General features: G+C 35.9%; 23 protein-coding genes and 6 pseudogenes. 19 read left to right on the plus strand and 10 right to left on the minus strand.

Annotation, left to right across the window (positions count from 1 at the left end; all coding sequences use genetic code 11):
* Positions 1-245 (plus strand): annotated as a pseudogene (locus tag IGI76_RS16955) (heavy metal translocating P-type ATPase); the annotation flags it as partial.
* 21 nt (positions 246-266) lie between these two features.
* Here the strand turns inward: IGI76_RS16955 and IGI76_RS16960 are convergent.
* A pseudogene (locus IGI76_RS16960) lies at positions 267-2,420 on the minus strand (ATP-binding cassette domain-containing protein); the annotation flags it as partial.
* A gap of 251 nt (positions 2,421-2,671) precedes the next feature.
* Here IGI76_RS16960 and IGI76_RS16965 point away from each other — a divergent pair.
* From IGI76_RS16965 to IGI76_RS17000, 8 genes and pseudogenes are all read left to right on the plus strand, one after another.
* A complete protein-coding gene (locus IGI76_RS16965) occupies positions 2,672-2,842 on the plus strand; it encodes a hypothetical protein (protein ID WP_000713595.1) in 171 nt (56 codons plus the stop codon).
* 13 nt (positions 2,843-2,855) lie between these two features.
* Positions 2,856-3,473, plus strand: a complete 618-nt coding sequence (locus IGI76_RS16970) for a recombinase family protein (RefSeq protein WP_438781846.1) — start codon at positions 2,856-2,858, stop codon at positions 3,471-3,473.
* On the plus strand, positions 3,473-5,617 hold the full coding sequence (locus IGI76_RS16975) for a DNA topoisomerase 3 (RefSeq protein WP_438781844.1): 2,145 nt from the start codon (positions 3,473-3,475) through the stop codon (positions 5,615-5,617). Before IGI76_RS16970 ends, IGI76_RS16975 begins: the two co-directional genes overlap by 1 nt.
* A 119-nt stretch (positions 5,618-5,736) precedes the next feature.
* The gene (locus tag IGI76_RS16980) at positions 5,737-5,952 is read left to right on the plus strand and encodes a peptide-binding protein (protein ID WP_001835296.1); all 216 of its coding nucleotides are present in this window, start codon (positions 5,737-5,739) and stop codon (positions 5,950-5,952) included.
* A 17-nt stretch (positions 5,953-5,969) separates the two neighbouring features.
* Positions 5,970-6,242 carry an antitoxin gene (locus IGI76_RS16985; protein ID WP_000301765.1) on the plus strand — a complete coding sequence of 91 codons (273 nt, stop codon included), beginning with the start codon at positions 5,970-5,972 and terminating at the stop codon, positions 6,240-6,242.
* A gap of 1 nt (position 6,243) precedes the next feature.
* Positions 6,244-6,693 (plus strand): annotated as a pseudogene (locus tag IGI76_RS16990) (zeta toxin family protein); the annotation flags it as partial.
* An 11-nt stretch (positions 6,694-6,704) separates the two neighbouring features.
* Positions 6,705-7,172, plus strand: coding sequence for a hypothetical protein (locus IGI76_RS16995; RefSeq protein WP_438792267.1), 468 nt, complete (start codon positions 6,705-6,707; stop codon positions 7,170-7,172).
* A gap of 10 nt (positions 7,173-7,182) precedes the next feature.
* Positions 7,183-9,696, plus strand: a pseudogene (locus IGI76_RS17000) (type I restriction endonuclease subunit R); the annotation flags it as partial.
* Positions 9,697-9,749: 53 nt separating this feature from the next.
* Here the strand turns inward: IGI76_RS17000 and IGI76_RS17005 are convergent.
* On the minus strand, positions 9,750-10,430 hold the full coding sequence (locus IGI76_RS17005) for an IS6-like element IS1216 family transposase (RefSeq protein WP_013646119.1): 681 nt from the start codon (positions 10,428-10,430) through the stop codon (positions 9,750-9,752).
* A gap of 75 nt (positions 10,431-10,505) precedes the next feature.
* Here IGI76_RS17005 and IGI76_RS17010 point away from each other — a divergent pair.
* From IGI76_RS17010 to IGI76_RS17020, 3 genes and pseudogenes are all read left to right on the plus strand, one after another.
* Positions 10,506-11,720: pseudogene (locus tag IGI76_RS17010) on the plus strand (DNA topoisomerase); the annotation flags it as partial.
* Entirely contained in the window at positions 11,717-12,181 is a 465-nt protein-coding gene (ssb, locus tag IGI76_RS17015; RefSeq protein WP_081117366.1) for a single-stranded DNA-binding protein, read from the plus strand. The pseudogene IGI76_RS17010 and the gene ssb, both read left to right, overlap by 4 nt.
* A 133-nt stretch (positions 12,182-12,314) precedes the next feature.
* Positions 12,315-13,184 carry a glycine betaine ABC transporter substrate-binding protein gene (locus IGI76_RS17020; protein WP_003728480.1) on the plus strand — a complete coding sequence of 290 codons (870 nt, stop codon included), beginning with the start codon at positions 12,315-12,317 and terminating at the stop codon, positions 13,182-13,184.
* Positions 13,185-13,429: 245 nt separating this feature from the next.
* Here IGI76_RS17020 and IGI76_RS17025 read toward each other — a convergent pair whose 3' ends face one another.
* Together IGI76_RS17025 and IGI76_RS17030 are read right to left on the minus strand one after the other, a co-directional pair.
* Positions 13,430-14,794 (minus strand): FAD-dependent oxidoreductase, encoded by a 1,365-nt coding sequence (locus tag IGI76_RS17025; protein WP_002337519.1) that lies wholly within the window; start codon positions 14,792-14,794, stop codon positions 13,430-13,432.
* A gap of 82 nt (positions 14,795-14,876) precedes the next feature.
* On the minus strand, positions 14,877-15,878 hold the full coding sequence (locus IGI76_RS17030; protein WP_438781837.1) for an IS30 family transposase: 1,002 nt from the start codon (positions 15,876-15,878) through the stop codon (positions 14,877-14,879).
* A 112-nt stretch (positions 15,879-15,990) separates the two neighbouring features.
* Here IGI76_RS17030 and IGI76_RS17035 point away from each other — a divergent pair, with 112 nt between their 5' ends.
* Positions 15,991-16,353, plus strand: a complete 363-nt coding sequence (locus IGI76_RS17035) for a transcriptional regulator (protein WP_231473650.1) — start codon at positions 15,991-15,993, stop codon at positions 16,351-16,353.
* A gap of 231 nt (positions 16,354-16,584) precedes the next feature.
* Entirely contained in the window at positions 16,585-16,788 is a 204-nt protein-coding gene (locus IGI76_RS17040; RefSeq protein ID WP_010750032.1) for a hypothetical protein, read from the plus strand.
* Positions 16,789-17,009: 221 nt separating this feature from the next.
* On the opposite strand, the gene IGI76_RS17045 is transcribed toward IGI76_RS17040, so the two are convergent.
* From IGI76_RS17045 to IGI76_RS17055, 3 genes are read right to left on the minus strand one after another with little or no spacing between them, the layout of a single operon-like run.
* On the minus strand, positions 17,010-17,861 hold the full coding sequence (locus tag IGI76_RS17045) for an ATP-binding cassette domain-containing protein (RefSeq protein WP_231473649.1): 852 nt from the start codon (positions 17,859-17,861) through the stop codon (positions 17,010-17,012).
* On the minus strand, positions 17,836-18,978 hold the full coding sequence (locus IGI76_RS17050) for a hypothetical protein (protein ID WP_231473648.1): 1,143 nt from the start codon (positions 18,976-18,978) through the stop codon (positions 17,836-17,838). Before IGI76_RS17050 ends, IGI76_RS17045 begins: the two co-directional genes overlap by 26 nt.
* A complete protein-coding gene (locus IGI76_RS17055; RefSeq protein WP_231473647.1) occupies positions 18,971-20,044 on the minus strand; it encodes a hypothetical protein in 1,074 nt (357 codons plus the stop codon). Before IGI76_RS17055 ends, IGI76_RS17050 begins: the two co-directional genes overlap by 8 nt.
* Before the next feature lie 36 nt (positions 20,045-20,080).
* Here IGI76_RS17055 and IGI76_RS17060 point away from each other — a divergent pair, with 36 nt between their 5' ends.
* From IGI76_RS17060 to IGI76_RS17070, 3 genes and pseudogenes are all read left to right on the plus strand, one after another.
* Positions 20,081-20,614: a hypothetical protein gene (locus IGI76_RS17060; RefSeq protein WP_231473646.1), complete on the plus strand. Its 534-nt coding sequence runs from the start codon at positions 20,081-20,083 to the stop codon at positions 20,612-20,614.
* Positions 20,615-20,680: 66 nt separating this feature from the next.
* Positions 20,681-21,702, plus strand: a pseudogene (locus tag IGI76_RS17065) (IS30 family transposase).
* A 203-nt stretch (positions 21,703-21,905) separates the two neighbouring features.
* Positions 21,906-22,148: a hypothetical protein gene (locus IGI76_RS17070; RefSeq protein ID WP_233786479.1), complete on the plus strand. Its 243-nt coding sequence runs from the start codon at positions 21,906-21,908 to the stop codon at positions 22,146-22,148.
* A 434-nt stretch (positions 22,149-22,582) separates the two neighbouring features.
* Here IGI76_RS17070 and IGI76_RS17075 read toward each other — a convergent pair whose 3' ends face one another.
* Positions 22,583-23,542: an IS30 family transposase gene (locus IGI76_RS17075; RefSeq protein ID WP_231473644.1), complete on the minus strand. Its 960-nt coding sequence runs from the start codon at positions 23,540-23,542 to the stop codon at positions 22,583-22,585.
* 359 nt (positions 23,543-23,901) lie between these two features.
* Between IGI76_RS17075 and IGI76_RS17080 the strand changes: the two genes are divergently transcribed.
* Both IGI76_RS17080 and IGI76_RS17085 read left to right on the plus strand, forming a co-directional pair.
* Positions 23,902-24,501 carry a tyrosine-type recombinase/integrase gene (locus IGI76_RS17080; protein ID WP_008382128.1) on the plus strand — a complete coding sequence of 200 codons (600 nt, stop codon included), beginning with the start codon at positions 23,902-23,904 and terminating at the stop codon, positions 24,499-24,501.
* Between the two features lie 48 nt (positions 24,502-24,549).
* Complete coding sequence (locus IGI76_RS17085) at positions 24,550-25,248, plus strand: Fic family protein (protein WP_438781833.1); 699 nt, start codon at positions 24,550-24,552, stop codon at positions 25,246-25,248.
* Between the two features lie 303 nt (positions 25,249-25,551).
* Here the strand turns inward: IGI76_RS17085 and IGI76_RS17090 are convergent, their stop codons facing one another.
* Positions 25,552-25,776 (minus strand): Sec23/Sec24 zinc finger-containing protein, encoded by a 225-nt coding sequence (locus IGI76_RS17090; RefSeq protein ID WP_110115357.1) that lies wholly within the window; start codon positions 25,774-25,776, stop codon positions 25,552-25,554.
* 50 nt (positions 25,777-25,826) lie between these two features.
* Positions 25,827-26,150, minus strand: a complete 324-nt coding sequence (locus IGI76_RS17095) for a hypothetical protein (RefSeq protein ID WP_010731562.1) — start codon at positions 26,148-26,150, stop codon at positions 25,827-25,829.
* Positions 26,151-26,180 lie beyond the last annotated feature (30 nt).

Below are 26,180 nucleotides of genomic sequence, written 5' to 3' on the forward strand. Positions count from 1 at the left end.
AGAATGATTTGTCTAAATTGTTTTATAGCTATCAGCTAAGCAAGAAATTAAATAAAATCATTATTCAAAATGTCATTTTCTCCATCGCTGTTATTGTCAGCTTGATTACTTTAAATATGTTCGGCGTTCTGGGACTTCCTTTAGCAGTACTATTCCATGAGGGCTCCACAATCCTCGTCATCTTAAACGGCTTGCGGTTGTTAGGGTCCGAAAAAACAAAAGCGGAATTAAGTGGTGCTTATTAGACTGCATCATGATATTAGCTCCATATCGACTAACCAATCGGCTCGTGAAATTAATTTCAGATTATGTTCAATCAGAATTAATGTATTGCCCTTATCAACCAATCCTTCAAATAAATCGATCAATTGTTGAGTATCCTGTAAGTGCAATCCGGTTGTTGGTTCATCTAAGAAATAGATTCGGCCGGTATGATTCAATTCCATTGCTAACTTAACACGTTGCACTTCACCACCAGATAAAGTGGTCATCGACTGGCTAAGATTCAAATAACCAAGTCCAACTTGGTGGAGTAGACTAACCTTTTTGTAGATATCTGGCACATCTTTGAAAAACTCTAAAGTGTCGTTGATAGAAAGATTTAGAACCTCAGAAATATCTTTGCCATGATAAGTGTATTGTAGTGCTTCTTGGCTATAACGTTTCCCATGACACAACTCACATTCTTGAACGATTGGATCCATGAATGCCATCTCGGTGATCATCACACCTTTACCTTTGCAACGGGGACAAGCACCTTTACCGTTATAACTAAATAGTTGTGTTGAAACGCCATTGTTGGCTTTACTGAAAAGCTTTCGTAGAGGATTTAAAATGTTCAAGTAAGTTGCAGGTGTAGAACGAATATTCAAACCTACAGAATCCTGACTCAAATCAATATAGTCTTGATCAGAAACTTGTTGTTTGAAAGCTTGGACTAAAGTACTTTTTCCAGAACCTGCTGGTCCAGATATCACGGTCATTACACCTTGAGGGATTCTGGTAGATACGTCTTTTAAATTATGAGAAGTTACATGATTAACATTTAGCCAAGATTGAGGTTCACTAGGCTTTGGGAAAGTGATTTTTTCTCGTAACATTTTACCCGTAATCGTATCTGACCGTAATAGTTCGTCGTAGGTACCAGTGAAAGTTACTTGACCACCATTTTTGCCGGCTTGTGGTCCCATTTCCACGACATAATCTGCTGTCGAAATAATGGCAGGGTTGTGATCAACTAGGATAATGGTATTGCCATGTTCCTTGAGCTTTTTTAAGGATTGGGTAATTAATTTAATATCGTGAGGATGGAGTCCTACACTTGGTTCATCGAGTACGTAAACTAAATCGGATAGGGAACTCGTCAAATATTTGGCAATTTTAATTCGTTGAGCTTCTCCACCAGATAGAGTATCAGTTCCACGGCCAAGGGAAAGATAACCTAAACCGATGTCGACCAAAGCTTGAACTTTACTATGTAGTTCACGCACCATTGTTTTAGCCTTGGGGTCCGAGATATTATCCAAAAATTTTAGGACACTTACTAAATCCATATCGCTGACTTCTGCAATATTTTTGCCAGCAATTTTACCAGTTAGAGCCTTTTTGTTCAGACGTGTTCCATGACATACTGGGCAAGGTTTTCGAGTGACAATCTTTGATAAGGCAGCTTCATGATGACGACCTGAGGCACTATGAATAACAGAGCGAAGCATACGTGGAACTAGTCCTTCATATAATGCCGTACGGCCCCAATTTGCCGGTGGATTTTTTAATTTTTGTTGCGGAGCGTGCATGAATAAATCATATTCTTCATCGGTGTAGTCTTTAATTTTTTTGTCTAAATCAAATAATCCACTGTTGCCATATTCCTTCCAACGCCAAGTTCCCGGTTGAAAACCGGCAAAAGTCATTGCACCTTCATTGAGTGATTTATTAGGATCAATTAATTGACGTTCATCTATGTCGTCAACAAAGCCTAATCCCTGACATTTTGGACACATTCCCTGAGGTAGGTTAAAGGAAAACCATTCAGAATACCCAACCCAAGGCTGTCCAATTCGAGAAAACATCAAACGTAAGACGGAATAGATGCCGGTGTAGGTTGCCAGAGTAGATCGAGAATTACGACCAATAGGCTTCTGTTCAACCACAATTGCCACTGGTAAGTTGTCGATTCGGTTCACTTCAGGTTGACCGTATTTAGGCAAATATTGTTGGGTGAAACTAGGAAAAGTTTCATTCAATTCACGTCGGGAAACAGCGGCTAATGTATCAAAAACTAAAGAGGATTTACCAGACCCAGAAAGACCAGCAAATACAGTCGTTTTATGCTTAGGAATATCTAAACTGACATCCTTTAAGTTATTTTCTTGAGCTCCATGGATAGAGATAGTCCCATCTGCAAATAAATCAGTCATAAAAACCTCCAACAGTAAATTTATAATTCCATTATATATAGAAATCTCGTTTAACAAAAATAATCGGGTCTAGAATTTTTGGTGTTGGAAAGTATTTCCATTCCAAAAGTACTAGGCCCTAATTTAAAAAGCCATTGATAATGGATCAAAAATGGCCACTAGGGTTATACTTATTTGTCCTAATATGGTTTTAGCAGTATAATTGACTTGGTGAATAGGTCATTTAAGTTGAGCATAATAGGAGGAGTAAAATGAAAAAATTTATTTATCGAGTTTTAGAAAATGACGAAGTGGTGGCTATTTTTAATGAGCAACAATATGCCCAAGATTTTATCGCTTACGAAAAGACAATTTCTGATAAGCAATTTGAAATTGAAAAAGTAGATATAGCTGATTGGTTATTGCAACCGAGAGAATTTTAGAGGTTGGTTGAAAATGGCTAAAATTGGTTATGCACGTGTCAGTAGCAAAGAACAGAAGTTAGATAGACAACTGAAAGCGTTAGAGGGCGTTTCTAAGGTCTTTTCAGACAAATTAAGCGGTCAATCGGTCGAACGCCCACAATTACAAGCTATGCTTAACTATATTCGTGAAGGGGATATAGTTGTTGTTACTGAATTAGATCGATTAGGACGAAATAATAAAGAATTAACAGAATTGATGAATCAAATTCAAATTAAGGGGGCAACCCTGGAAGTCTTAAATTTGCCCTCAATGAATGGTATTGAAGATGAAAATTTAAGACGGCTGATTAATAATTTAGTGATTGAATTGTATAAGTACCAAGCGGAATCTGAACGCAAACGAATTAAAGAACGCCAAGCCCAAGGAATTGAAATTGCTAAGAAAAAAGGAAAATTCAAAGGGCGACAACCTAAATTCAAAGAAAATGATCCACGTTTACAACACGCTTTCGATTTGTTTTTGAACGGTTTATCCGATAAAGAAGTTGAAGAACAAACTGGAATTAATCGCCGAACGTTTAGAAGGTATCGATCAAGATACAACGTGACAGTAGATCAAAGAAAAAACAATGAAAAGAGGGATAGTTAATGAGTACGGTTATTTTAGCTGAAAAACCAAGCCAGGCATTAGCCTACGCAAGTGCTTTAAAACAAAGCACCAAAAAAGACGGTTATTTTGAGATCAAAGACCCACTATTTACAGATGAAACGTTTATCACCTTTGGTTTTGGGCATTTAGTCGAATTAGCAGAACCAGGTCATTATAACGAAAAGTGGCAGAACTGGAAACTTGAATCTTTGCCGATTTTTCCTGATCGATACGATTTTGAAGTTGCAAAAGATAAGGGAAAGCAGTTTAAAATTGTTGCAGAACTTCTCAAAAAGGCAAATACAATTATTGTTGCAACAGATAGCGACAGAGAAGGTGAAAATATCGCCTGGTCGATTATCCATAAAGCAAATGCCTTTTCAAAAGATAAAACATTTAAAAGACTATGGATCAATAGCTTAGAAAAAGATGTGATCCGAAGCGGTTTTCAAAATTTGCAACCAGGAATGAATTACTATCCCTTTTATCAAGAAGCGCAAACACGCCAAATTGCTGATTGGTTGATTGGAATGAACGCAAGCCCTTTATATACCTTGAATTTACAACAAAAAGGCGTACAAGGTACATTTTCACTAGGACGTGTACAAACACCGACTTTATATCTCATTTATCAACGCCAGGAAGCAATAGAAAACTTTAAGAAAGAACCTTTTTTTGAGATAGAAGCAGATATAACCGTAAAACAAGGCTCTTTTAAAGGAAATCTCAGCCCTTCACAGCGATTTAAGACCCAAGAGGAACTTTTATCCTTTGTTTCTTCAAATCACGCTAAAATAGGCAATCAAGAGGGCAGAATCGCTGACGTGCAAACCAAAGAGAAAAAAACGAATAGTCCTAGTCTGTTTTCTTTAAGTAGTTTGCAATCAAAAGTCAATCAGCTTTATAAAGCGACAGCGAGCCAAACTTTAAAAGCTATGCAAGGACTGTATGAAGCAAAATTATTGAGTTATCCAAGAACAGATACACCATTTATTACAGAGAACGAATTTGCTTATTTAAAAGCGAATTTTGGCAAATATAGCGGTTTTTTAGGACTTGATCTTGAAATGGTTCAAACAGAGCCTAGAAAGCGTTATGTGGACGGTAGTAAGGTACAGGAACACCACGCCATTATCCCAACAAAACAAGTACCTACCGAATCTGCATTAGCGAAAATGGACGATTTACAACGAAAAATTTATGCTTTAGTCGTTAAAACGACCGTTGCCATGTTTTTACCTGATTACTTGTATGAAGAAACCAAGATACAAACGAAAGTAGCTGATTTGCTGTTTCAATCGATCGGAAAGACACCAAAACAAGAAGGTTGGAAAATTCTTTTCAAACAACAAACCAAAGAAGAAAAAGAGGACGTTCAAACGTTACCCTTGGTTATCATTGGAGAACATGCCGAGGTTGACGTTAAGAGTGCCGAAAAAGAAACACAACCACCGAAAGCTTTTACAGAGGGTACATTATTAACTGCTATGAAAACCGCTAATAAAACGGTTGATGATGAAGAAGCAATCAAGATTTTACAAGAAGTCGAGGGGATCGGAACAGAAGCGACAAGAGCAAGTATTATTGAAGCGTTAAAACAAAAAGAATATATCCAAGTGATTAAGAATAAGCTTGTTGTAACTGAAAAAGGAAAATTATTGTGCCAGGCAGTTGAAAGTCAGCACCTTTTAACGAGTGCTGAAATGACGGCTAAATGGGAAACGTATTTAAAAAAAATCGGTAAAAGAGAAGGCAATCAAGAGAACTTTATTACGAATATCAAAAAATTCATTGTTCATTTACTGGAAGCTGTACCTAACGATATAGAAAAACTAAATTTTTCTGATTACCAGGAACAGAAAGAAAAAGAAGCAGAAAAAAGTATTGTAGGAAAATGTCCTAAGTGTGGCAACAATATTGTATTAAAAAAATCGTTTTATGGTTGTTCAAATTATCCTGAATGTAAGTTTACTTTAGCTGAACATTTTAGAAAGAAAAAACTCACCAAAACAAATGTAAAAGAATTACTAGAGGGAAAAGAAACCCTGGTAAAAGGAATCAAAACGAAAGATAAAAAGTCCTACAATGCCGTTGTAAAAATCGGAGAAAAGGGATATATTGATTTTATCTCTTTTTCAAAATAAGCATAAAAGCCCTTTAAACAGGGCTTTTATATATTAATCACAAATCACCTATCACAAATCACAAGTGATTTGTGATTGTTGATGATAAAATAAGAGTAAGAATAAATAGAAAGAAGTGAGTGATTGTGGGAAATTTAGGCGCGCAAAAAGCAAAACGAAATGATACACCAATCAGTGCAAAAAAAGATATAATGGGAGATAAGACGGTTCGTGTTCGTGCTGACTTACACCATATTATAAAAATTGAAACAGCAAAAAATGGCGGAAACGTAAAAGAAGTTATGGATCAAGCCTTAGAAGAATATATACGGAAATATTTACCTGATAAACTTTAATAAGGAGTGGAAATGAAATGGCAGTTACGTATGAAAAAACTTTTGAAATAGAGATCATTAACGAATTATCGGCAAGCGTTTATAATCGAGTATTAAACTATGTTTTGAATCATGAATTAAATAAAAATGACTCTCAATTATTGGAAGTCAATTTATTAAACCAATTAAAGCTTGCAAAACGTGTAAATCTTTTTGATTATTCTTTAGAAGAATTACAAGCCGTTCATGAGTATTGGCGGTCAATGAACCGCTATTCAAAACAAGTTTTGAATAAAGAGAAAGTGGCTTAATATGGTAAATATAGTCAATTTTACTGACAAACAATTTGAAAATCGCTTAAATGATAATTTAGAAGAATTGGTTCAAGGAAAAAAAGCGGTTGAATCGCCAACCGCTTTTTTACTTGGTGGGCAACCAGGATCAGGAAAAACCAGTTTGCGATCAGCAATTCTTGAAGAAACACAAGGGAATGTTATTGTCATTGATAATGATACCTTTAAACAACAGCACCCTAATTTTGATGAACTAGTGAAGCTTTATGAAAAAGACGTAGTAAAACACGTGACGCCTTATTCTAATCGCATGACAGAAGCAATCATAAGCCGTTTGAGCGATCAAGGGTATAACTTGGTGATTGAAGGTACAGGACGAACAACAGACGTTCCCATTCAAACTGCAACAATGCTTCAAGCCAAAGGTTATGAAACAAAAATGTATGTCATGGCAGTACCTAAAATCAACTTCTAAAGAGAATGTTTGAGGGGGTGACCGAAAACCAAGAATCGCAAACCGAAAACCTAGAACAAAAACCAAATTCGCAAACCGAAAACTTCCGGAATAATAACGAAATTAATGCAGATATTAAATATATACTAGATATAATTGAGTATCAAAAAGAGCAGATAAAAGATTTACAAAACACTAAGGATGAACAATTCAAACAATTAAGTAATATGCAAAATCTTTTAGACCAACAACAACGTCTAGCCTTACAGGATAAAAAATTACTAGAAGAGTATAAATCAGAAATCAATGAATTGAAAGCTCTTAAAATGCCTCGGGAGGATATGAAAGATGGCTCGTCGATAAGGGGTGAGGCGCAGGAAGAAATTGAACGACTGAAAGCTCAATTGAAGTTATCAGAAGAAGAACGAAACAAGGCAAAAGAAAAAGAGCCTGTAAAAACAGAATCTAAAAAATGGTGGCAACTATGGAAATGAGAGGGATCAAATGAGTCATTTGGAACAAATGATTGAAAACCAGTTCATACAAATCTTAAGTGAGAAAGAAAATCAGTGGACTTATCGTCCGGACTTGAAGTCGGAAGAAGCACTTTGGCAAAACTTTAGAGGCCATTTGAACCGAATAAATTTAGCAGTATTGGAAGAGCAACTATTAACGGACAAAGAATTTAAGCAAGTCAAAGTCGAGTTTTCACGTTTGACCGGAACGCCTTTTTTAGCTTCTCAATGGCTTAGAGGAGAAAACGGGGTGGCTCAAGTTTTATTAGAGCGAGAAGATGGGAAAAAAGTGACTTTAGAAGCCTTTAGAAATAAGGATATCTCAGGAGGAACTTCTTCTTATGAGGTGGTTCACCAAGTGGTCCCAGATTCCTCTAGAGTAGATCGTGGAGATGTGAGTTTGCTGATTAATGGGCTCCCAATCATTCATATTGAGCTCAAAAAAGAGTCCGCTAAAGACGGTTTTATGCAAGCTTATTATCAAATTCAGCGTTATGCAGAAGATGGATTTTTTAAAGGGATTTACGCAACTACTCAAATCATGGTAATCTCCAATAAAGTCGATACCCGATACTTTGCAAGACCTAGTGAAGATACCGCTGAAGCCTATGCTCGGATGAAGAAGTTTTTATTTAATTGGCGGACTGAAGACAATCAAACGGTTCCCGATTTGTTTGATTTTACTCGTACAGTTTTGCGGATACCCGATGCCCATGAATTGATTAGCCAATATACCATTCTCGTCGATGATCAAAAAAATCAAAAATTCCTCATGGTTTTAAGGCCTTACCAAATTCATGCTATTCGTAAGATTCGTCAAAAAGCGGCACAGCATGAAGGAGGATTTATTTGGCATGCGACAGGTTCAGGAAAGACCATTACCAGTTTTGTCGCAACGAAATTATTAGCACAAAATGCGATCGGTGTCGATCGTACGGTCATGGTTGTTGATAGAACAGACTTAGATGCTCAAACGCAGGATGAGTTTACGAAGTTTGCCTCGGAATACCATACCGGACAAACGACCGGAAATTCGGTAGCCAATACTTTGATTGTTGGGATCAAAAATCAAAAACAGTTGGCTCGAAACCTCCTATCATCAAAAAATAATAATACGATTTTAGTGACCACGATTCAAAAACTCTCTGCGGCTATGCGAAGCGCCCAACAAGAGAGTGAAGAAAAAGGCTCGAATCAATTTGAGAAGCTACGGCAAGAACATATTGTTTTTATTGTTGATGAGGCTCATCGTGCGGTTAGTGATGAGGAAATGAAGCGAATTAAGAAAATATTACCCAATTCAACCTGGTTTGGATTAACGGGGACGCCTATTTTTGAAGAAAATAAAAAGCAAGAAAATGGAACTTTTGCTAGAACAACGAGCCAGCAGTACGGGCCACTCCTTCACTCCTATACAACCAAAAACGCTATGGATGATGGCGCTGTTTTAGGCTTTCAAGTCGAGTATCATTCACTGGTTTCAGAAGAGGATCAAGAGGTGATTGTCACCCAACTCAATAAAGGAAAGTTGCCAGATGAAGCCCTCCAACAAGAAAAACTATTGCCTACGGAACTGTATGAAACAGATGAGCATATCTCGGCCATGTTACAAAAAATCTTTAATCGGAGAAGTGTGGTCAAAAAGTTCAAGGTACAGAATGGTTTTCCTACGATGTCAGCCATTCTTACCACTCACTCGATTGCTCAAGCCAAACATATTTACCGCATTTTAAAGGAAATGAAAGATAATGGGACACTCTTGAATGGGCGACAATTTGATGAACGTCATCAACTGATTGATAAAGATTTCCCAAGAGTAGCTATTACCTTCTCAACCAATCCGGATCAATTAGAAAAAAATGAACAAGACGATGAATTAGCAGAGATCATGAAAGAGTATGCGAAACAGTTTGATGCCTCTCCTTATCAAGATGAGAAACTCTACAATCAAAATATTAATAAACGGTTGGCCCGTAAGGAAAAGCAATATCAATCGGATGGTCAGTGGCTAGATTTTGTCATTGTTGTCGATCGTTTATTGACAGGCTTTGATTCTCCAACGATTCAAACCTTATATATTGATCGAGAAATGAACTATCAAAAGCTCCTTCAAGCGTTCTCAAGAACCAACCGTATTTATACAGGAAAAGATTCTGGGTTGATTGTCTCTTTTAGAAAACCCTTCACCATGGAAGAAAATGTGCAAAACACGTTTCGTCTATTCTCAAATGAAAATCAAAACTTTGATCAACTGATTCCAAGAGAATATGAAGAAGTCAAAAAAGAATTTATCGAATGTTCAACACTTTATAAACAAAGCGAAGCCGACCTATGGGATAATCCCAATGATCTTAAAACGATGATTGCGCAAGTAAGTGCTTATCAAAAGCTAGAAAAGAGTTATAAAGCGCTCCGAAGCTATGATCAATACGAAGAGGACTTTGAAGCATTTTCAGAAGTAGTGGATCAGTTGCCACAATATCAAGGTAAAACGGAAAATGTGGTTCTGTTGCAAAGTTTTAAATAAAGAATAAAATCCCTTACGGTATCTATGATTTAAGCTGGGATTCCCAATAATACCTTGATTTCAGTACAGACCGAAAACCCGAAGAGAGTGCCTTCTTTTCGGGTTTTCTTATATAATCCTCGAATGGCTTCCATGCCTTTAATCGTGGGTGAGGCAGTGCGTAAACTTCGATAGAATTTATTGCGTCTCTTTACTGGACGATGGTCTTGTTCAATCAAATTATTCAGGTATTTAATGGTACGATGTTCTGTCCCTTGATAAAAGCCGTATTCTTTTAGTTTCTTAAAGGCACTTGTAATAGAGGGGGCTTTATCTGTGACTACAACCTTCGGTTCATCAAACTGCTTCACTAACCGCTTAAGAAAAGCATAGGCTGCTTGTGTGTCCCGTTTTTTACGTAACCAAATATCCAAGGTTAAACCATCTGCATCGATGGCTCGATACAAATAATGCCATTTTCCTTTAATTTTGATGTACGTTTCATCCATTTTCCATGAATAAAAGGATTTTTTATTTTTCTTTTTCCAAATTTGATAGAGTAGTTTGCCATATTCTTGCACCCAACGATAAATCGTCGTATGAGAAACGTTAATGCCACGATCATATAAGATTTCTTGAACTTCACGATAGCTAAGGTTATAACGAAGATAGTAGCCCACGGCTACAATAATCACATCCTGCTGAAATTGCTTTCCTTTAAAATGATTCATCGTCATTCCTCCTGCTATCTTTTTCTATTATTCTACCTTATTTGATAGTAGATTTAAAACTTTGCAACAGAACCGAGCTATCCAAGAACGGATACACCATTTATTACAAACAGTGAATTTCAATACTTAAAAGCGAATTACGACAATTATGCTCGTTTTCTATCGATAGATGAACCTATGACACAAGACCAGCCAAGAAAGCGATATGTCGATGGAAGTAAGGTGCAAGAGCATTACGCCATTATTCCAACGAAGCAAGTCGCAAGTGAGTCGGTATTCAACAAATTAGATGATCTACAAAAGAAAATCTATCTGCTCGTCATGAAAACAACGATCGCCATGTTTTTACCAGATTACACTTATGAAGAAACCGTCATAGAAACCAACGTATCAGCTCTCTGTTTTAAAGCGACGGGAAAAGTGCCAAAAGTCGAGGGGTGGAAGATCTTATTTAAATCCGATGCCAACAAGGAGAACGAAGAGAGCCAAACGTTACCAGCTGTGATGATCGGTGAAGCGATTCAAGCGGAGGTAAAAAGCATACAGAAAGAGACGCAGCCACCGAAACCATTTACTGAAGGCACGTTGCTCACAGCTATGAAAACGGCGAATAAGACCGTAGATGATGAACAAGCGATCAAGATCCTTCAGGAAGTCGAAGGAATCGGTACAGAAGCGACACGTGCGAGCATTATTGAAACACTGAAGCAAAAAGAATATATCAAAGTAGAAAAAAATAAATTGATCGTTACCGAAAAAGGAAAATTATTGTGCCAGGCAGTTGAAAGCCAGCATTTATTGACGAGTGCTGAAATGACGGCAAAATGGGAAACGTACTTAAAGAAAATCGGGAAAAAAGAAGGGAATCAAGAGACCTTTATTACTAATATCAAGAAGTTTATCGTTCATTTAATCGAACACGTGCCAGATGATATACAGAAGTTGAATTTCCACACCTACCAAGCGGAAGTCAAAAAAGAAGCTGATAAGCAGACGATCGGGAAATGTCCGAAATGTGGCGGAAATGTGGTGTTGAAAAAGTCTTTCTACGGTTGTTCGAATTATCCCAACTGTACGTTTACGTTATCTGATCAGTTCCGGAAGAAAAAATTGACGAAAACCAATCTGAAGGATTTGTTAGTCGGGAAAGAAACCGTAGTTTCAGGAATCAAAAAGGTAGACAAGACGACCTATCATGCAAAAATCAAGTTGAGCGATACGGGACAGATCACTTTTGTATCATTTGTCAATGCGCCAAAAAAAGCCAAGAAAGCAGGGAATAAAGCATGATCAATAACGTCGTATTAGTAGGAAGATTAACGAGAGATCCAGAATTAAAATTTACACCGAACGGTTCTGCAGTGGCCACGTTCACTTTGGCCGTGAATCGAAATTTTACCAATCAAAGCGGGCAAAGAGAAGCTGACTTCATAAATTGTGTCATTTGGCGCAAACCAGCCGAAACCCTTGCCAATTATGCAAAGAAAGGGACGCTTCTCGGCGTGACTGGACGTATTCAGACAAGATCTTACGATAACCCACAAGGACAGCGAGTGTACGTCACGGAAGTCGTGGCAGAGACGTTTCAATTAATGGAATCAAAAGATGTGTTTGAGCAGCGTGCGAATGAATCCAACGAAACCGCTGAAAAAAGCAAACCGACACCGCCGCCGCTGCCAAAACAAGAAACGAATCCCTTTGCACAAAGCAGCACGGCCATCGATTTACCAGATGATGATTTGCCATTTTGAGAAACAAAGACGAAAAAAGACCTGGAAACCCAGGTCTTTTTTGATCTTAAATTGTCAAATTAAGTGCAACACAGTTTTATAAAAGATTTCATAAGGTGTTTTCCAATTCAAACATTTTTTGGGACGTGTAAAAATGTTTAAGAAAATGAGTTTATTAGTAGCAACAGTTATAGGGCTATTATTTACCTTTGGCAGTGAAGATTCGTATAAAACGACTGTAGGTGCTGATTCTGGTGGCCAAACAGTGACTCTAGCAACTGTGAATTGGGAGTCTGAAATAGCTTCAACAAATGTCCTGGCACAGGTGCTAAAAGAAGCAGGGTTCAACGTACAAATTACAACAGTAGACCCGGCCATCATGTTTAGTTCGGTTGCAGAAGGGCAGTTGGATGCTATGGTCGGCGGTTGGGTGCCTACAACGCACCAGGCCTATGCAGAGAAATATGGTGACTCGATGGTTGATTTAGGGGCTAACCTAGAAGGTGCTATTTCAGCATTAACTGTTCCAACATATATGGAAGATATCAATTCGATTACCGACCTCACGGATGAAAATGATTCAACTATTACAGCAATTGAACCAGGGGCAGGTGTTACCAACAGTGCCCAAAATGCTGTTAAGGAGTATGACAATCTATCCGATTGGGAGGTTTCTGTGAGTTCAACAGGTGCTATGATTGCTGAATTAGATCAGGCTATCAATAATGAAGAGGATATAGTTGTGGTTGGTTGGAAGCCGCATTGGATGTTCATGGATTATGATCTTAAGATGCTTGACGATCCAGAAAATGTCTTTGGTGGCTACGAGGAAATTCATTCATACGCAAGAGAAGGGCTAAAGGAAGATAATCCAGAAGCCTATAAGATTATTGATAACTTCTACTGGGAAGTTGAAGATATGTCTTCTGTTATGGAAGAATTAGCGACAGATGTAGAACCAGAAGAAGCAGCAGATAATTGGATTGAAGCCAATCGTGAAACAGTTGATGGTTGGTTAGAGTAAAAATTAGAGGTGTGACAAAAGTCGCTAAGACTCGGCGCGCTGGAGCAAAAGCCGAACAAGTACTGCTAAGTAATTGGCGTATTTTGGGAAGTGTTGGAAGAGTTTGACCTTTGGAACCGGATATCGTGAGCTACATAATAGAAGAAAAAGACAGGCGAGTAGATTAAATGAGAGTCTACCGCCTGTCTTTTATTTGTTATAAAGAATGTTATATATCTGTAGTGAAAAAGTGGCTTTCGTTTGGATTAGAAAAGCATTGTGTCTGCGCCGTATGGTTGACCTTGAGCTTCTTGCGCTAAGACATTTAAGAAGTTCCAAGGACGGCTGAATTCTGGTTGGAAGAAGAAATCAGCTTGCGCTAATTGGTCTACAGTCCATTCAGCTTCAATCGCAACAGATACAGCATTAATAGCTTGAAGAATGTCATAAGTTGACATTAATTGAGCACCTAATATACGACCGTTATCTGCATCGTAATGAAGCTTCATTAAAACTTTTTCTTCGTCATGCATAAATGAAGGACGGATTAAGTCTTCTTTGTAAACAGATTTCACATTTCCTTGGTAAGAGTTTGCGTTAGCATCCTTGATACCAGTAGTAGCGAATTTGTAGTCAAATACAGCAAGACCTGATGTACCGTTTACGCGACCAATTTTAGCGTCTGCATCACCACTTGCGTGACGAGCCATGATGACACCTTGGCGACGAGCGTTAGTTGCTAAAGCAATGTAAGCTTTGTCGTTTGTAGGTGCAAAAGGAATAGCAGTTGCATCACCTGCAGCGTAAACATCTTTAACTGAAGTTTCCATGTGTTCGTTGACTTCAACAAAGCCGCGACCATCAAGGGTTAAAGTGTCTTTCAACCATTGTGTGTTTGGACGAACCCCAACACTGATAATAACTGTATCTGCTTCGTAAGTGCCTTTGTCAGTGACAACAGCAGTTACTTCGTTGTTTTCGTTGACTTTAAATTCTTTCACACCTTCGCCAGTTTTAATCTTCATACCTTTTTCTTCCATATGTTTTGTTAGAAGACTAGTGAATTCACTGTCAAGGTAAGTTGGTAAGATTGAATCAACAAAGTCGACAACTGTTACGTCGATGCCAGCTTGTGCGTAAGCAATTGCTGCTTCGATACCGATGTAACCAGCACCAACAACTACAGCTTTTTTAGCTGAAGACATACGATTTTTCACTTTATCTGCCCAGTTTCTACCACGTAAGTAGAAGATGTTTTCGTGTTGGTCATCTACATTCGGGATTGTACCTGGTACACCACCTGGAGAAAGCAATAGTTTGTCGTAACTTTCTGTAGCTTCCACACCGTCAGTAGTGCGTGTTGTAATTTCTTTTGTGTCTGGGTTGATGGCAATCACACTTGTGTTCATGCGGATATCAACGCCTTGTTCTTTATATGATGCTTCATTTGCGTAGTGTAATTCATCCAAAGATTTTGAAATGTCTTCTAGATAGGACTGAATACCACATGATAAGAAAGAAGCGGTTGATCCAGCTTCAAATACAACGATTTCTGCATCTGAGTCTTTTTTCAATAGAGTTTGCACAGCTTCAAAACCAGCATGCGAAGTTCCTACTATAACGTATTTCATTCGTATTACCTCCAAAGGTCAATGTTTATCGTAAATAGAATTTATTTACCCAACTAAGTATACACTTCTTTGTCTTAAATTATCAAATTAAGTGCAACACAGTTTTATAAAAGATTTCATAAGGTATTTTCCAATTCAAACATTTTTTGGGACGTGTATTTAATTTCGTTGCCCAACCTTGTATCTCTTCATCAGTTGCATCTGTCAAATCAACACCTTTCGGTGAGTACTCTCTAAGGAGTCCATTTGTATTCTCATTAGATCCTCTTTGCCAAGGGGCATGAGGATCTGGAAAATAAATTTGCGTATTATTTAATTCCTTAGTCAATCGGGCGTGTTGACTGAATTCTTTACCACGGTCAGGTGTAATGGTTTTACAAAAATTAGAATCAATACCTTGTAGTAATTTAATCATTTGGTCAACTACCGGCTTAGAAGCTTTCTTCTCAGATTTACCGATTAGTAATAACCTAGATTTTCTATCAACTAGCGTTACTAAGCACGCTTTACCAGTTTGACCTGCAACTGTATCTGCTTCCCAATGACCAATCTCAGTTCGTTCATTAGCGCTATCTGGTCGTTCATGAATCGTATTGGAGATAGGGATCTTTCCTCTTCTCTCTACGCGATTTTTAGAATGGCGTGTTTTACCTCTGTGTCTTAATTTACGGATAGCGCCTCGATTACCGGTTGATAAACCAGGCTCATCGAAGTCGCCACGATAAATTGCACGATAGATAGTATTATAACTGATTTTATTTTTGGCATTTTCAAGGTTCAAACGACCAGAAATTTGTTCTGGAGACCATTGTTCGTTGAGAAATAGTCGTTTGACCAACTGGAAAATAGAGTCTTTATCTAGCGTGCGATGTCTGCCACATAGTTGTTTTCTACGTTTATACTCTCCATGAGCAGTTGACGGTGAATAACTGCCATCCTTGTTTGAATTACGATGTAATTCTCTTGAGATAGTCGATTTAGAACGGTCCAGGGTCTCGGATATATGCCCGATAGTTTCGCCTTGTTCATACATTAGGAATATTGTTTCTCGCTCATTCATGGTAAGATGTGTGTATGGATTCATAGCTTTCTCCTTCTAATAGTTGGTTGGTACATCTATTTTATAGGAAAACTATGGATCTTTTTTTATTTTATTATTGTTGTTGCACTTAAATTGTAAATTCGTCAGAGAAAGGATGGGATTGACGAGGATGCCGCCGATCCATTCAACGTATTCACTCTTAGACCAGGATATACCAGAAATCAAACACTCCAGCTTTGTTCAAGAAAACCAGCAGTTCAAACAAGAGTTTCTTTATTTTCACAACTTGTTTTCTTTGGGTCTGACGGCCATTAGCCATCCATATAAACCAGAAATCACCGATCGGAGACGGAAGATTTTTTTGATGCGTTTTGTCTACGGATTATCAATCAATCACGTGAGTGATCGGATCCATTATCAGAAAAATGTGATCGTCGATGATTCTCAATCCGGCTTACTGCAGTTTGCGAAGGCTTTGTCTATCCTGGTATTAAAAGAACAAGAGATCTCTGCCTGATCCTGGTATTTTTTTCTATCGATCACTTCGGGTTGTGTCAGCAACACGGTTTCTGAAGGAGCGGTGGTGGTGGCTGGAGCGACTGAAGGAACAAGCATTTCACTCGGATTTAGACATAAAAAAACGCTAAAAGCCTTGATAAATATAGGTTTTTAGCGTGAGTTATGGTATAATATGAGTACAGTAAAGTTTGTGACGGTGGCGCTTTTTTTGAAAGTGAGGTGGTGCATTATGAATGTACTATCGAAATCTGAAGAAAGGAGTAGCCTTTTGCAAGATGTGGATATAATCGGCATTTTGTTAGCAATAGCGCCTGTTTTGTTAGCCTTCATTGGTTTAATAGAAGCATGTGTGAAACTAGCAGATACGATTATAAACACGCGTTCTTCTAAGCGTAAAAGCAAGAAGAAACGAAAAAAGAGTGCAAAAAAATAACCGTCAACTTTAGCAGGATGCGGTTATTTCTTAACTAATAAAACTGCCACCGTCTTAAACGGTGCTGTGGGGAGTTGTTAGCGCAACTCCTCTTTACATAGTAATTATAGCAAGATTTCAGTGAAATATCAACCTTTTGCTCTACAGAGGTATCTGGTGCATTTTTTCTTCACTTTACATACATTCGTTAAGCATAAGACAAAATTTTAAAATATTATACTTCATTGTTCATTTTCTTCAGCATAAACAAACTGGTAACATTCCTCTAACGTTAAATTATCGATAGAGAATCTTTTATTATTTTTGACAAGATAACTAACTGTACTAGTATTCATGGTATATATATATCGACTAGCACATTTCGAATAGAATTCTACATCATAAATTGGCTCATCTACTTTAATATATAAGTTATTAGTATCAAAATCATCAGGAAAAGTACGATAAACATTTCTTTTTTTTAAAAATAGTACCGTATCACACAAATATTGTAGATCCTCTAAAGAATGTGAGACAGTTATTATAGTTTTTTTTGTTAATTCTTGTAATAATTTTGAAATATTTCTTCTGTAATCAGTATCGAGCCCATTAGTATATTCATCTAATATGAAAATAGAAGCATCAGATATATATACAAGAGCTAAGCACAATTTTTGCCGCATTCCGTAAGAGTATGAATTAATTTTTTTACTGTAAAAATTTTCTAAAGAAAAAATTTTCACTGTATCTTCAATTGAAATTTTTGATTTCCAAGATTTTTTGTATAATTTTAAATAGTCAATACCAGTAAAATTTGCATCAAGATGGTCTATAAGAGGTAGACAACACATTGATTTCCTTATAATTTGAGTATCTTTGTAGCTTTTGTAAGTTTTATTATCAAAAAGAATTAATGATCCAGCTGTTGGCTTGGAAATTCCCGAAATTATATGGAGCAAAGAAGATTTTCCAGTTCCGTTAGGAGCGACTATACCAATTTTTTGATTTTCTTGAATAGATAAAGAGAGATTATCAAATATAGTTTTGTTTTTAAATTTTTTACTTATATTAGAAAGAGAGATAATGTTTTTCACTATGTTTATACCTCCATAAAACTAAAATAAAAGTGGACAGAATTAGTATTAAAAGGGAGTAGAGAAAGATAAAGTTTCCTAAGTTGAGATTGCGGTTTCCTGACCAGTAATTAAGTTCTCCAGAAATTAACTGTCCTACATTCAAATAATTCCAAGGAACAAACTTGTTGTATTCAGATACTAAAGAATATCTTCCGGTAGGGATAAGACTGAAAATAACTAATAATAACGAAGGAAAAAAAACTATTCTTTTTGCTGGAAATAGTTGGTTTAAAAAAATTGAAAGTAATGCTATGACATTTAATATAAGAATAATGCAAAATAATGAGATTAATATAGTATTCACTAAAGACCTATTAATAAACCAATTACCATTTTCAATAATTTGAAACCCGTTCTTTTGGATATAAGTTTGAAAAATTGGTACGTCTAAAGATAAAGTACCAAATCCATATCTAAGTGAATTTGATAAAAATACAGCTGTTAAAAAACTAATAAACATTGAAACACCTGTTAAGATGATGCAAATATATTTTGCAAACAAGATTTTTGCGTCGCTACCTGGAATTAATAAATTAACACTATAATTTTTTTTATCATTAATAAATATGTTAAATATGGATAGGATGAACAAAATATATATAATCTGAAAAGATTTTGATTTTGTAGATGAGAAAATAGATTGGAAACCACTTTTCTCGTCTAATATATTAGCACTTAATTTATTATCAGGAACTTTAGATGCCCCACTATACAAGGATGCAGTGTAGAAATAGCTGTACATTCCATCAAGTAACCCAAAGTAGTTTCTGAAAGCAAAATATTTTGGAGGGACATCTTGTTGCTGTCCTTTTTCTAGGTACCATATAGATGATATTTTTGAAAAATCTGACCATTGAGATTTATTTGATAATTTTTCCCTTAAAATATTAATATCTCCAGAATCCAAAGTTTTTGATATTAGCAATGATGAGGTACTTTCCTTAGTGCCCATATTTGAACTATCCATATCTAAAAAAGAGTATCCAATCCCTAGACAAACTGATATAAGGAAAAATATTCGTACAGTTCTTGATGAAAAAAATTTTTTAATCTCATAAATAAGTATATTAAGCAAGCCAAAACCTCCTAAAATTTATTTGGCTAATTGTTAATAGAATAGATACTATTAGTATTATAAGTAATATAGAAATATACGGATTAATATAACTCAAACCAAAAATAAAATAACTTTTTTCTTGAGGAGTTATTAGAGGGAATAAGATAGAGACGTAAGAACCTACTAATGTTCTTTGAAGTGATAAAATATATAGAAAATATCCTATCAAAATAACTATGACAGTAGTGATAGTTTGAGAAGAAGAACTGATGTTAATAAAAGCACAAAGAGAAAATATGAGTAATGTTAATAGAGATAGGCAAAATAATCCGTAATATATATACTCATATATATTTAAGTTCACAAATTGGTTACCAAACCAGGTAGTGAAAGGAATAGTTGTTAGTTGTCCTTTAAAAATAAAAATACTAGATCCTACGAAAGAAAGTATTGATAATAAGTATAAAAATAGCACATTCAACAGCGATTTGGCTATTTTTCTTCCGAAATATAGTATGTAATTTTTAGGGAAAACCATAAAAATACTGTAATTTTTCTTTTCGTATAAATAAATAGATGAATTAGTTATTATAGAAACAACTGAAATGATAATTATTGAAATGGGTACAAAAGAATAAAGTTGTTCTTGTACGTAATTGATATTAGGGTTTATAATTATATTATTGTCCGCTAGATATGATGTTATTATTTTGTTTTTATTTAAATCCTCTATGTTTTGAAGAAAGGGCAATGGAAAATCTATATTCGTATTCATTATTATCTTTTTTTCTGTATCTAACAGTTTATCATACGTTAAATTATAGCTTTTAAAGTTGTCCATAAAAAAATAAGAGTAAAGACGATTTGAGAGTGTTTCATAATCAATCAAACTAGTAATCAGATCTTCATTTTCAGAATTTTGAATCAAATAATCAAGCGTCATATCAACATTTGAAATTCTATTAGCTAATTCTTTTTCAACTGGTTTCGTATGGTAATTACTATAGAAAGAAAATCCAATTGATGTAGCAACAACTATGAAGGCTATTAAAAAATTAGTTTTAGAAAATAAATTTTTATACATAAAAAATCCCTTTCCAAATTGAAATGAGGTACTATTTTGAATATACAGTCTGAAAAAAAATATATTATCGATTTAGTGGAAAAAGATATCATAAGATATTGTAATAGTTATCTGCTTAAAAAGCAAATAACTGGGAGTGAATATTTAACTACATCATTATTACTAATTAATAATGATACAAGAAACATTTTGAAAAAAATTAATATGTTTGAAGAAATTTTGGTTAAAATAATACAAAAGGATACGCCAAAAAAAATTATGATAGATGAAAGTCATATATCTATAATTGAAGGTCAAATGTCTTATATAGTAGGTTTTTTATTACTTGCAACAGAATTTGAAGCAAACATTTCAATAAAGCAAAAATTTGAGAATATTTTTTTTGAAATGTGTAAAATAAAAATTAAAGATTGTTATCAGAATTTGTATAGTAAATCGGTCAGGAAATCAGATTATGATTTGATGTATGGATTATCAGGAATATTGAACTTTTTAAATATATTTGAATTTATAGATAATTCTAAAAAAATGGCTCATTGTAAAATGAACTTAGCCACTCTCAAGCAATAAAAAAACGCCATAGCGAAAAATCGTGTATTATTGAAGTTCCTACACAATCAATAAGGAGATTTCACTATGACGCATACTGAACATACCACAAAATCACGTAAAGGAAAACACCTATCATTTGATGAACGGCAACTGATCGCTTATTTGAAGAACAAATTGGGATTGTCTAATCGAGCAATCGCTAAAGAATTGGGACGCGCTCCTCAAACGATCCATAATGAAATCAAAGACGGGACTGTTGAAGTCATCAAACAACGTCAAATACACAGGACGAAACAATATGATTATCGCAAGACTGAATATTCTCCTGAAGCTGGGCAAGCAGCTTATGATACTGCGCGATTGAACTCTGGCAGAACTTACCTTTGGGTCGAATCAACTGATTTCATTGACTATGCGGATGATCAAATTTTAAGATTGTATCAATCGCCAGATAGTGTTGTTGGTGCTGCGAAAGTATCGCGCCTGTTTCCAGAAAAAATGATTCCCTGCACAAAGACCTTATACAACTGGATCGACAAAGGGTTTATGGAAACCCAAAACATTGATCTTATCTTGAAAGTGCGAAGAGAAACTAAATCAATAAAGAATAGGAAGAACAAGACGTTTCTAGGTAAGTCAATTGATCTACGCCCAGAACATGTAACTTCCAGAGAAGAGTTTGGTCACTGGGAAATCGACACTGTTGTTGGGTTGAAATCATTCAAAAAATCGAAGGTAAAAATGCCTTGGCGGTTCAATCTGCCATCGAGAATCTTCAAGAGCAGTCTGGACATTTCTTTAAGGATATATTTAAAACGATCACTTCTGATAACGGCGTTGAGTTTTCAACGCTATCTGCGTGTCTTGATGGCATCGTTGAGGTCTATTTTACGCACCCCTATTCTTCATGGGAACGTGGAACCAATGAAAGACACAATGGTTTGATTCGGCGCTTTATCGCAAAAGGAAGCACGATGCGTCTCGTCTCTCGTGTGCATATTAAACGTATTGAAAATTGGATGAATCAACTACCGAGGAAAATCTTAGGCTATCAAACACCAAAGCAAGCTTTCCTTGACGAAACCGCTAGTCTATTAGCTGTTTGACATCGAGCCTCTCGCGGTGTGTCCACTGTCTGGGAAGCCTGGCATGAGCCAGCCTGTCCAGTTCAGACTAACACACCACGCTCAATATCAAACAGCACGAAGTTTTATCAATAACATGCTTTATTTCGCTAGGTGGCTAACTTGTACTTGCAATTTGTAAAAATAATTTGAATAGAAATTGGGTGACGTGCGTGATAGGAAGAATGAAAAATTTTTTTAAACAAAGAAAAGAAAAGAAAAAAGAAAAATTAAGAAAAAAAAATGCTTACCTTCGTTCACAAGGAAAAGATCCTTTAAAGGGATGGGGCAGTATGATTGATAGTGGTTATGGCGGTATTAATAAGAATGATTCAATTAATACAGGTAAATTTGATAATACAGATTTTAGAAAGACCCAAGCAGAAGAAATTACCAAGAAAAGTTCAAGTAAAAATATACACAAGTAAATATTAGTATTATCTAGATTATAGTTATCCTCAAACTCAGAATAGGAAAATTGACGACTGGCATTTCTAAATTTATCTACTTTTATATTATTGTTAATGAATAGTCAAATGTAGATAATAATATATTTATTAAATGATTTGACGATATTTTGGAAGTAAATTGAGATTTATGTACTGTTTAAAGTTATTAGTAATTACAACGGGGATCTGCAACAATACATGGGTGGCTAGACTATGAATTTACATCAGTCACTATAATTGCTCATACAAGAAGAAATATCATAAAGTTCTCGGATGTTTCGTATATATATTAGTCAAGGTAAACTATAGGTCACTCTTCTATTAAAAAAAGAAGACTATCAGATAGTTGAGAGTCTCTAAAATAATTTTTTGTTAATAAAATAAATTTTCTGCTATTTTTAATGTCTCAAATGTCAAATTAAGCTAGACAAATCATCCTGACGTACATAACTCAAAAATACTTCCAATGGTGTCTTGTAGTGCAGTGATTTTCTGGGAATATGGTTTCTTTTAGAAGCGACACTCTGAATGAATGATTCAGGGACTTCTCTGAAGTCCATAGACTTAGGAAGCCCATCTTTACGAAGCAATCCATTTGAATGTTCATTCAATCCACGTTGTGAAGGAGTCCCCGGATCAGCGAAAAAGATGTCGATATCATTTATATTGCAGATGGACTGCCAATTGGAAAACTCTTTACCACAATCAAAAGTGATTGTCTTGAAAAGGTGCGGTGGGAAAGATTGAAACCAGTGGTTCAAGGTATATTCAATGTCATTTGCCTGTCTACCGGCAGGTTTTAAAGTGATAATGACTTTAGATAGACGTTCCACTAGCGTAATCACCGCACTTTTGTGCTTCGCCCCGACAATGGTGTCACCTTCAAGGTGACCAAACTCGTCTTCAAATGTTTGGTATTGTAGGTTTCTTTCATGGATAGTCCTTCTAAAAGCTTGTTTTCCACGCTTTTCCTGGTGGCCATTGGGTTTACGCTTTCCTCTCATTGGTAATTCTAAGACATTGAAGTCACCGTGTTTGAACTTTCGATAGAGCGTACGAATAGAACAGTCAATTGGCTGTTCGGCACGACCGATAATCACATCCGGCGTCCACCCTTGAGTGACTTTCTTTTGAATGTATCTTGTTTGATTGTCAGGTAAAGCAATCCTTCGTCTGCCACAACGGGCTTTGTTTTTCTTGTATTGTTTGTAGTAATCTAGAGCGTTCTTTCCCTGCTCTAGAGCACGATAGACGTTATAGATCGTTTGTTTGGCCCTCTTTAGAAGGATGGCGACTTTGGAAGCAGGTTGATTCGTATTGAAATAAGACTCTATCAATACAAGCTCGTCTTGTGTAAGATGGGTGTAGGTCATTTGTACTCACTCCTTATAATTCTTTCGTCGGAACTATTTTGAGTGTAGCACAAATGGCTTTTTTGTTTGTCTAGCTTAATTTTACAATCGGCGTATAAAGAAGAAGTGTATAATTTTTTCAATATTTTTAAATTAATTTTAATGCCTTTTCGCTAGTTTAATAGATTAAACATTCTGTGTAAATCCTTTGGAATGAAAGTGACACAATCGGATTCTGTCACATTCGTTAAAATTGCTCAATCCTTAGAGGCTCTAAGAGGAAATCACTTTTCTTTTAGAGCCTTTTTTCTATAGCTTGTTTAAATGTGACTTATTATCTGTTATAATCATATTAAGTAACATTTGAGAGGGGACTAAAAATGAAGAGCGTGGAACCGATTCGCGACAAAAAAAAGATCGATGCCATGAAGGCAATTTTGGCTTCCGGAAAATATGGGCAACGAAATTTGGTGCTTTTTTCGATCGGGATCAATACAGCGTATCGAATCTCCGATTTAAGGCAGTTGAAATTAAGTGATGTGTTAGAAATTTCCCGTGGGCGGGTGATTGTCAAAGAACGTCTGGCCATGAAGGAACAAAAAACGGCCAAACATAATTCGGTCTTCATTTCAAACAAATTACGAAAAGTGATTCTCGATTATGTCCAATCAGAATTTCCTGAGCAGCTGCAAGTACAAGACTTCAGCAATTATTTGTTTCCAAGTCGCAAAGGAGCAGATACGCCTTTGACCCGACAAAGTCTTTGGCGGATCATTCATGAAGCAGGAACGGCGGTTGGGTTAAAAGAAATTGGTCCCCATTCGATGCGCAAAACCTTCGGCTATTTTTTGTACAAACAAGGGACCAAAACAGAAATTATTCAGTCGTTGCTAAACCATTCTTCACAACGGGAGACTTTACGCTATATTGGGATCACTCAGGAAGACAAAGATACCGCAGTAAAGAGTTTGGATCTATGACAGAATAATGCGCTATATAATAGAAGGAAAAATTCAAGAGGTGAGAAAATGAACGAAGAAAAGCAGCCTACATTTCCTGATAAATACCACTTATCTCGCAAAGAATCGGTGTATTTATTGAAGAAAAACATTGTGGAACTGGTGTATAATGCGGGGAAATTTGAAGGATTGAATACAACGCTATTACAAACAGAAGAGATTATTAAGTACAATCGGGCCAATAACGTGGCGGTAGATGATGTCCTGACTGTCGTTAACTTAAAAAGAGGCTTTGAAATGCTTTTAAACGACGTACAGGAGCCCCTGTTAGAGACAAGTAAGCGGATTAATCGGATCGTTGCAGCTGAGGATGCACTTTTCCCTGGTGAAATACGAACCGGTGGAGTAGAAGTATCGACCATTCAAGGAAGATATGTTCCTCCAATGTTAACTGAAGACGAGGTAAATAATCAATATGATGAGATAATGAATCAGGATATATCAGAAACTGAAAAATCCCTGCGGCTGTTTCTATTTATTTCGAAAAATCAAATATTTTGGGACGGCAATAAGCGGACAGCATTGTTAACTGCTAACAAGATAATGTTCAGTCGAGGTTTGGGGTTGTTATCCATTCCTGAAACTGTATTTACAAAATTTAATGAACTACTATCTATGTATTGTAATAGTAACCAATCTGGAGACGAATTAAGAATTTTGACATTTATGTATGAGGAATGTATTTTTGGTATAACTTATAAATCATAGATATAGAGAAAAATGACCCAACTTAAAGTCTAATAGCCTATCCAAACTTTTACGAGCGTTGGAAAAGGAATAGCAGTGTCCAGAAAATGGTTCATTTCTGGACACTGCTATTTTGGTATGATTTTTCTCTAAAAGAATTGAAACACGTGTCCATAAACCCATCACAAGTTCTATGTCAAATTAATCACCTTGGATAAAGTTATGGAACAATGAAGTAAAAAAAGAAAAGTGATTACCTCTCCTTTACCTACCGGAAGATTAACGTTTCAAGGCATTCTCAGAAAATCTGTAAGTAATTCAGCACTAAAACAATTTCTTAAAAATTGATCTTAGTAAACCAGAATCATCATCACCTGTATTGTAATATTCCTCATGGCTCTCATATATATTATCTTTTGAAATACTATTTTTAAAACCGCACTCAGTACATTTCCATGTATATTTATAGTCATCAAAATTATTTTGAGAATTCAGATGTGCCCCGCAACGGTCACACCACCAATCAGTATCTGTGAATCTTTCTGTCATAGTATATCTCTCCCTACATATTTAAAAATTTTTATAATTAATTTCAACATTTACCATCCAATATTATACCTCTCAACTCCTTGTTGTAATAAATACTCTTTGAAATCTTTAATAAACTCATCTTCCTTATCAGGTGCATTGCCATAATGACTAAATGTTCTAGTAGACTCTTCCCAAGAAAAATTATAAACATATTCTTTCTCTGTTGAATCCCAGTCTGCATCTCCAAAAAATGTTATTTGTCCAGCTACCAATTCTATTTCTCTAGTATATTCCCCAGTATCTTCATCTACAATTGGAATCTCTACGCTAAAATCGTATGTTTTTTCGAATTCATATGACTCGAAATTACTATCATTATCTATTCCTACCATTTTCCTCACTCCTTTATTTTTTATTAGCAT

Source organism: Enterococcus sp. DIV2449a (genome assembly GCF_051711225.1).
In the GTDB taxonomy this organism is placed as follows: Bacteria; Bacillota; Bacilli; order Lactobacillales; family Enterococcaceae; genus Enterococcus_D; species Enterococcus_D casseliflavus.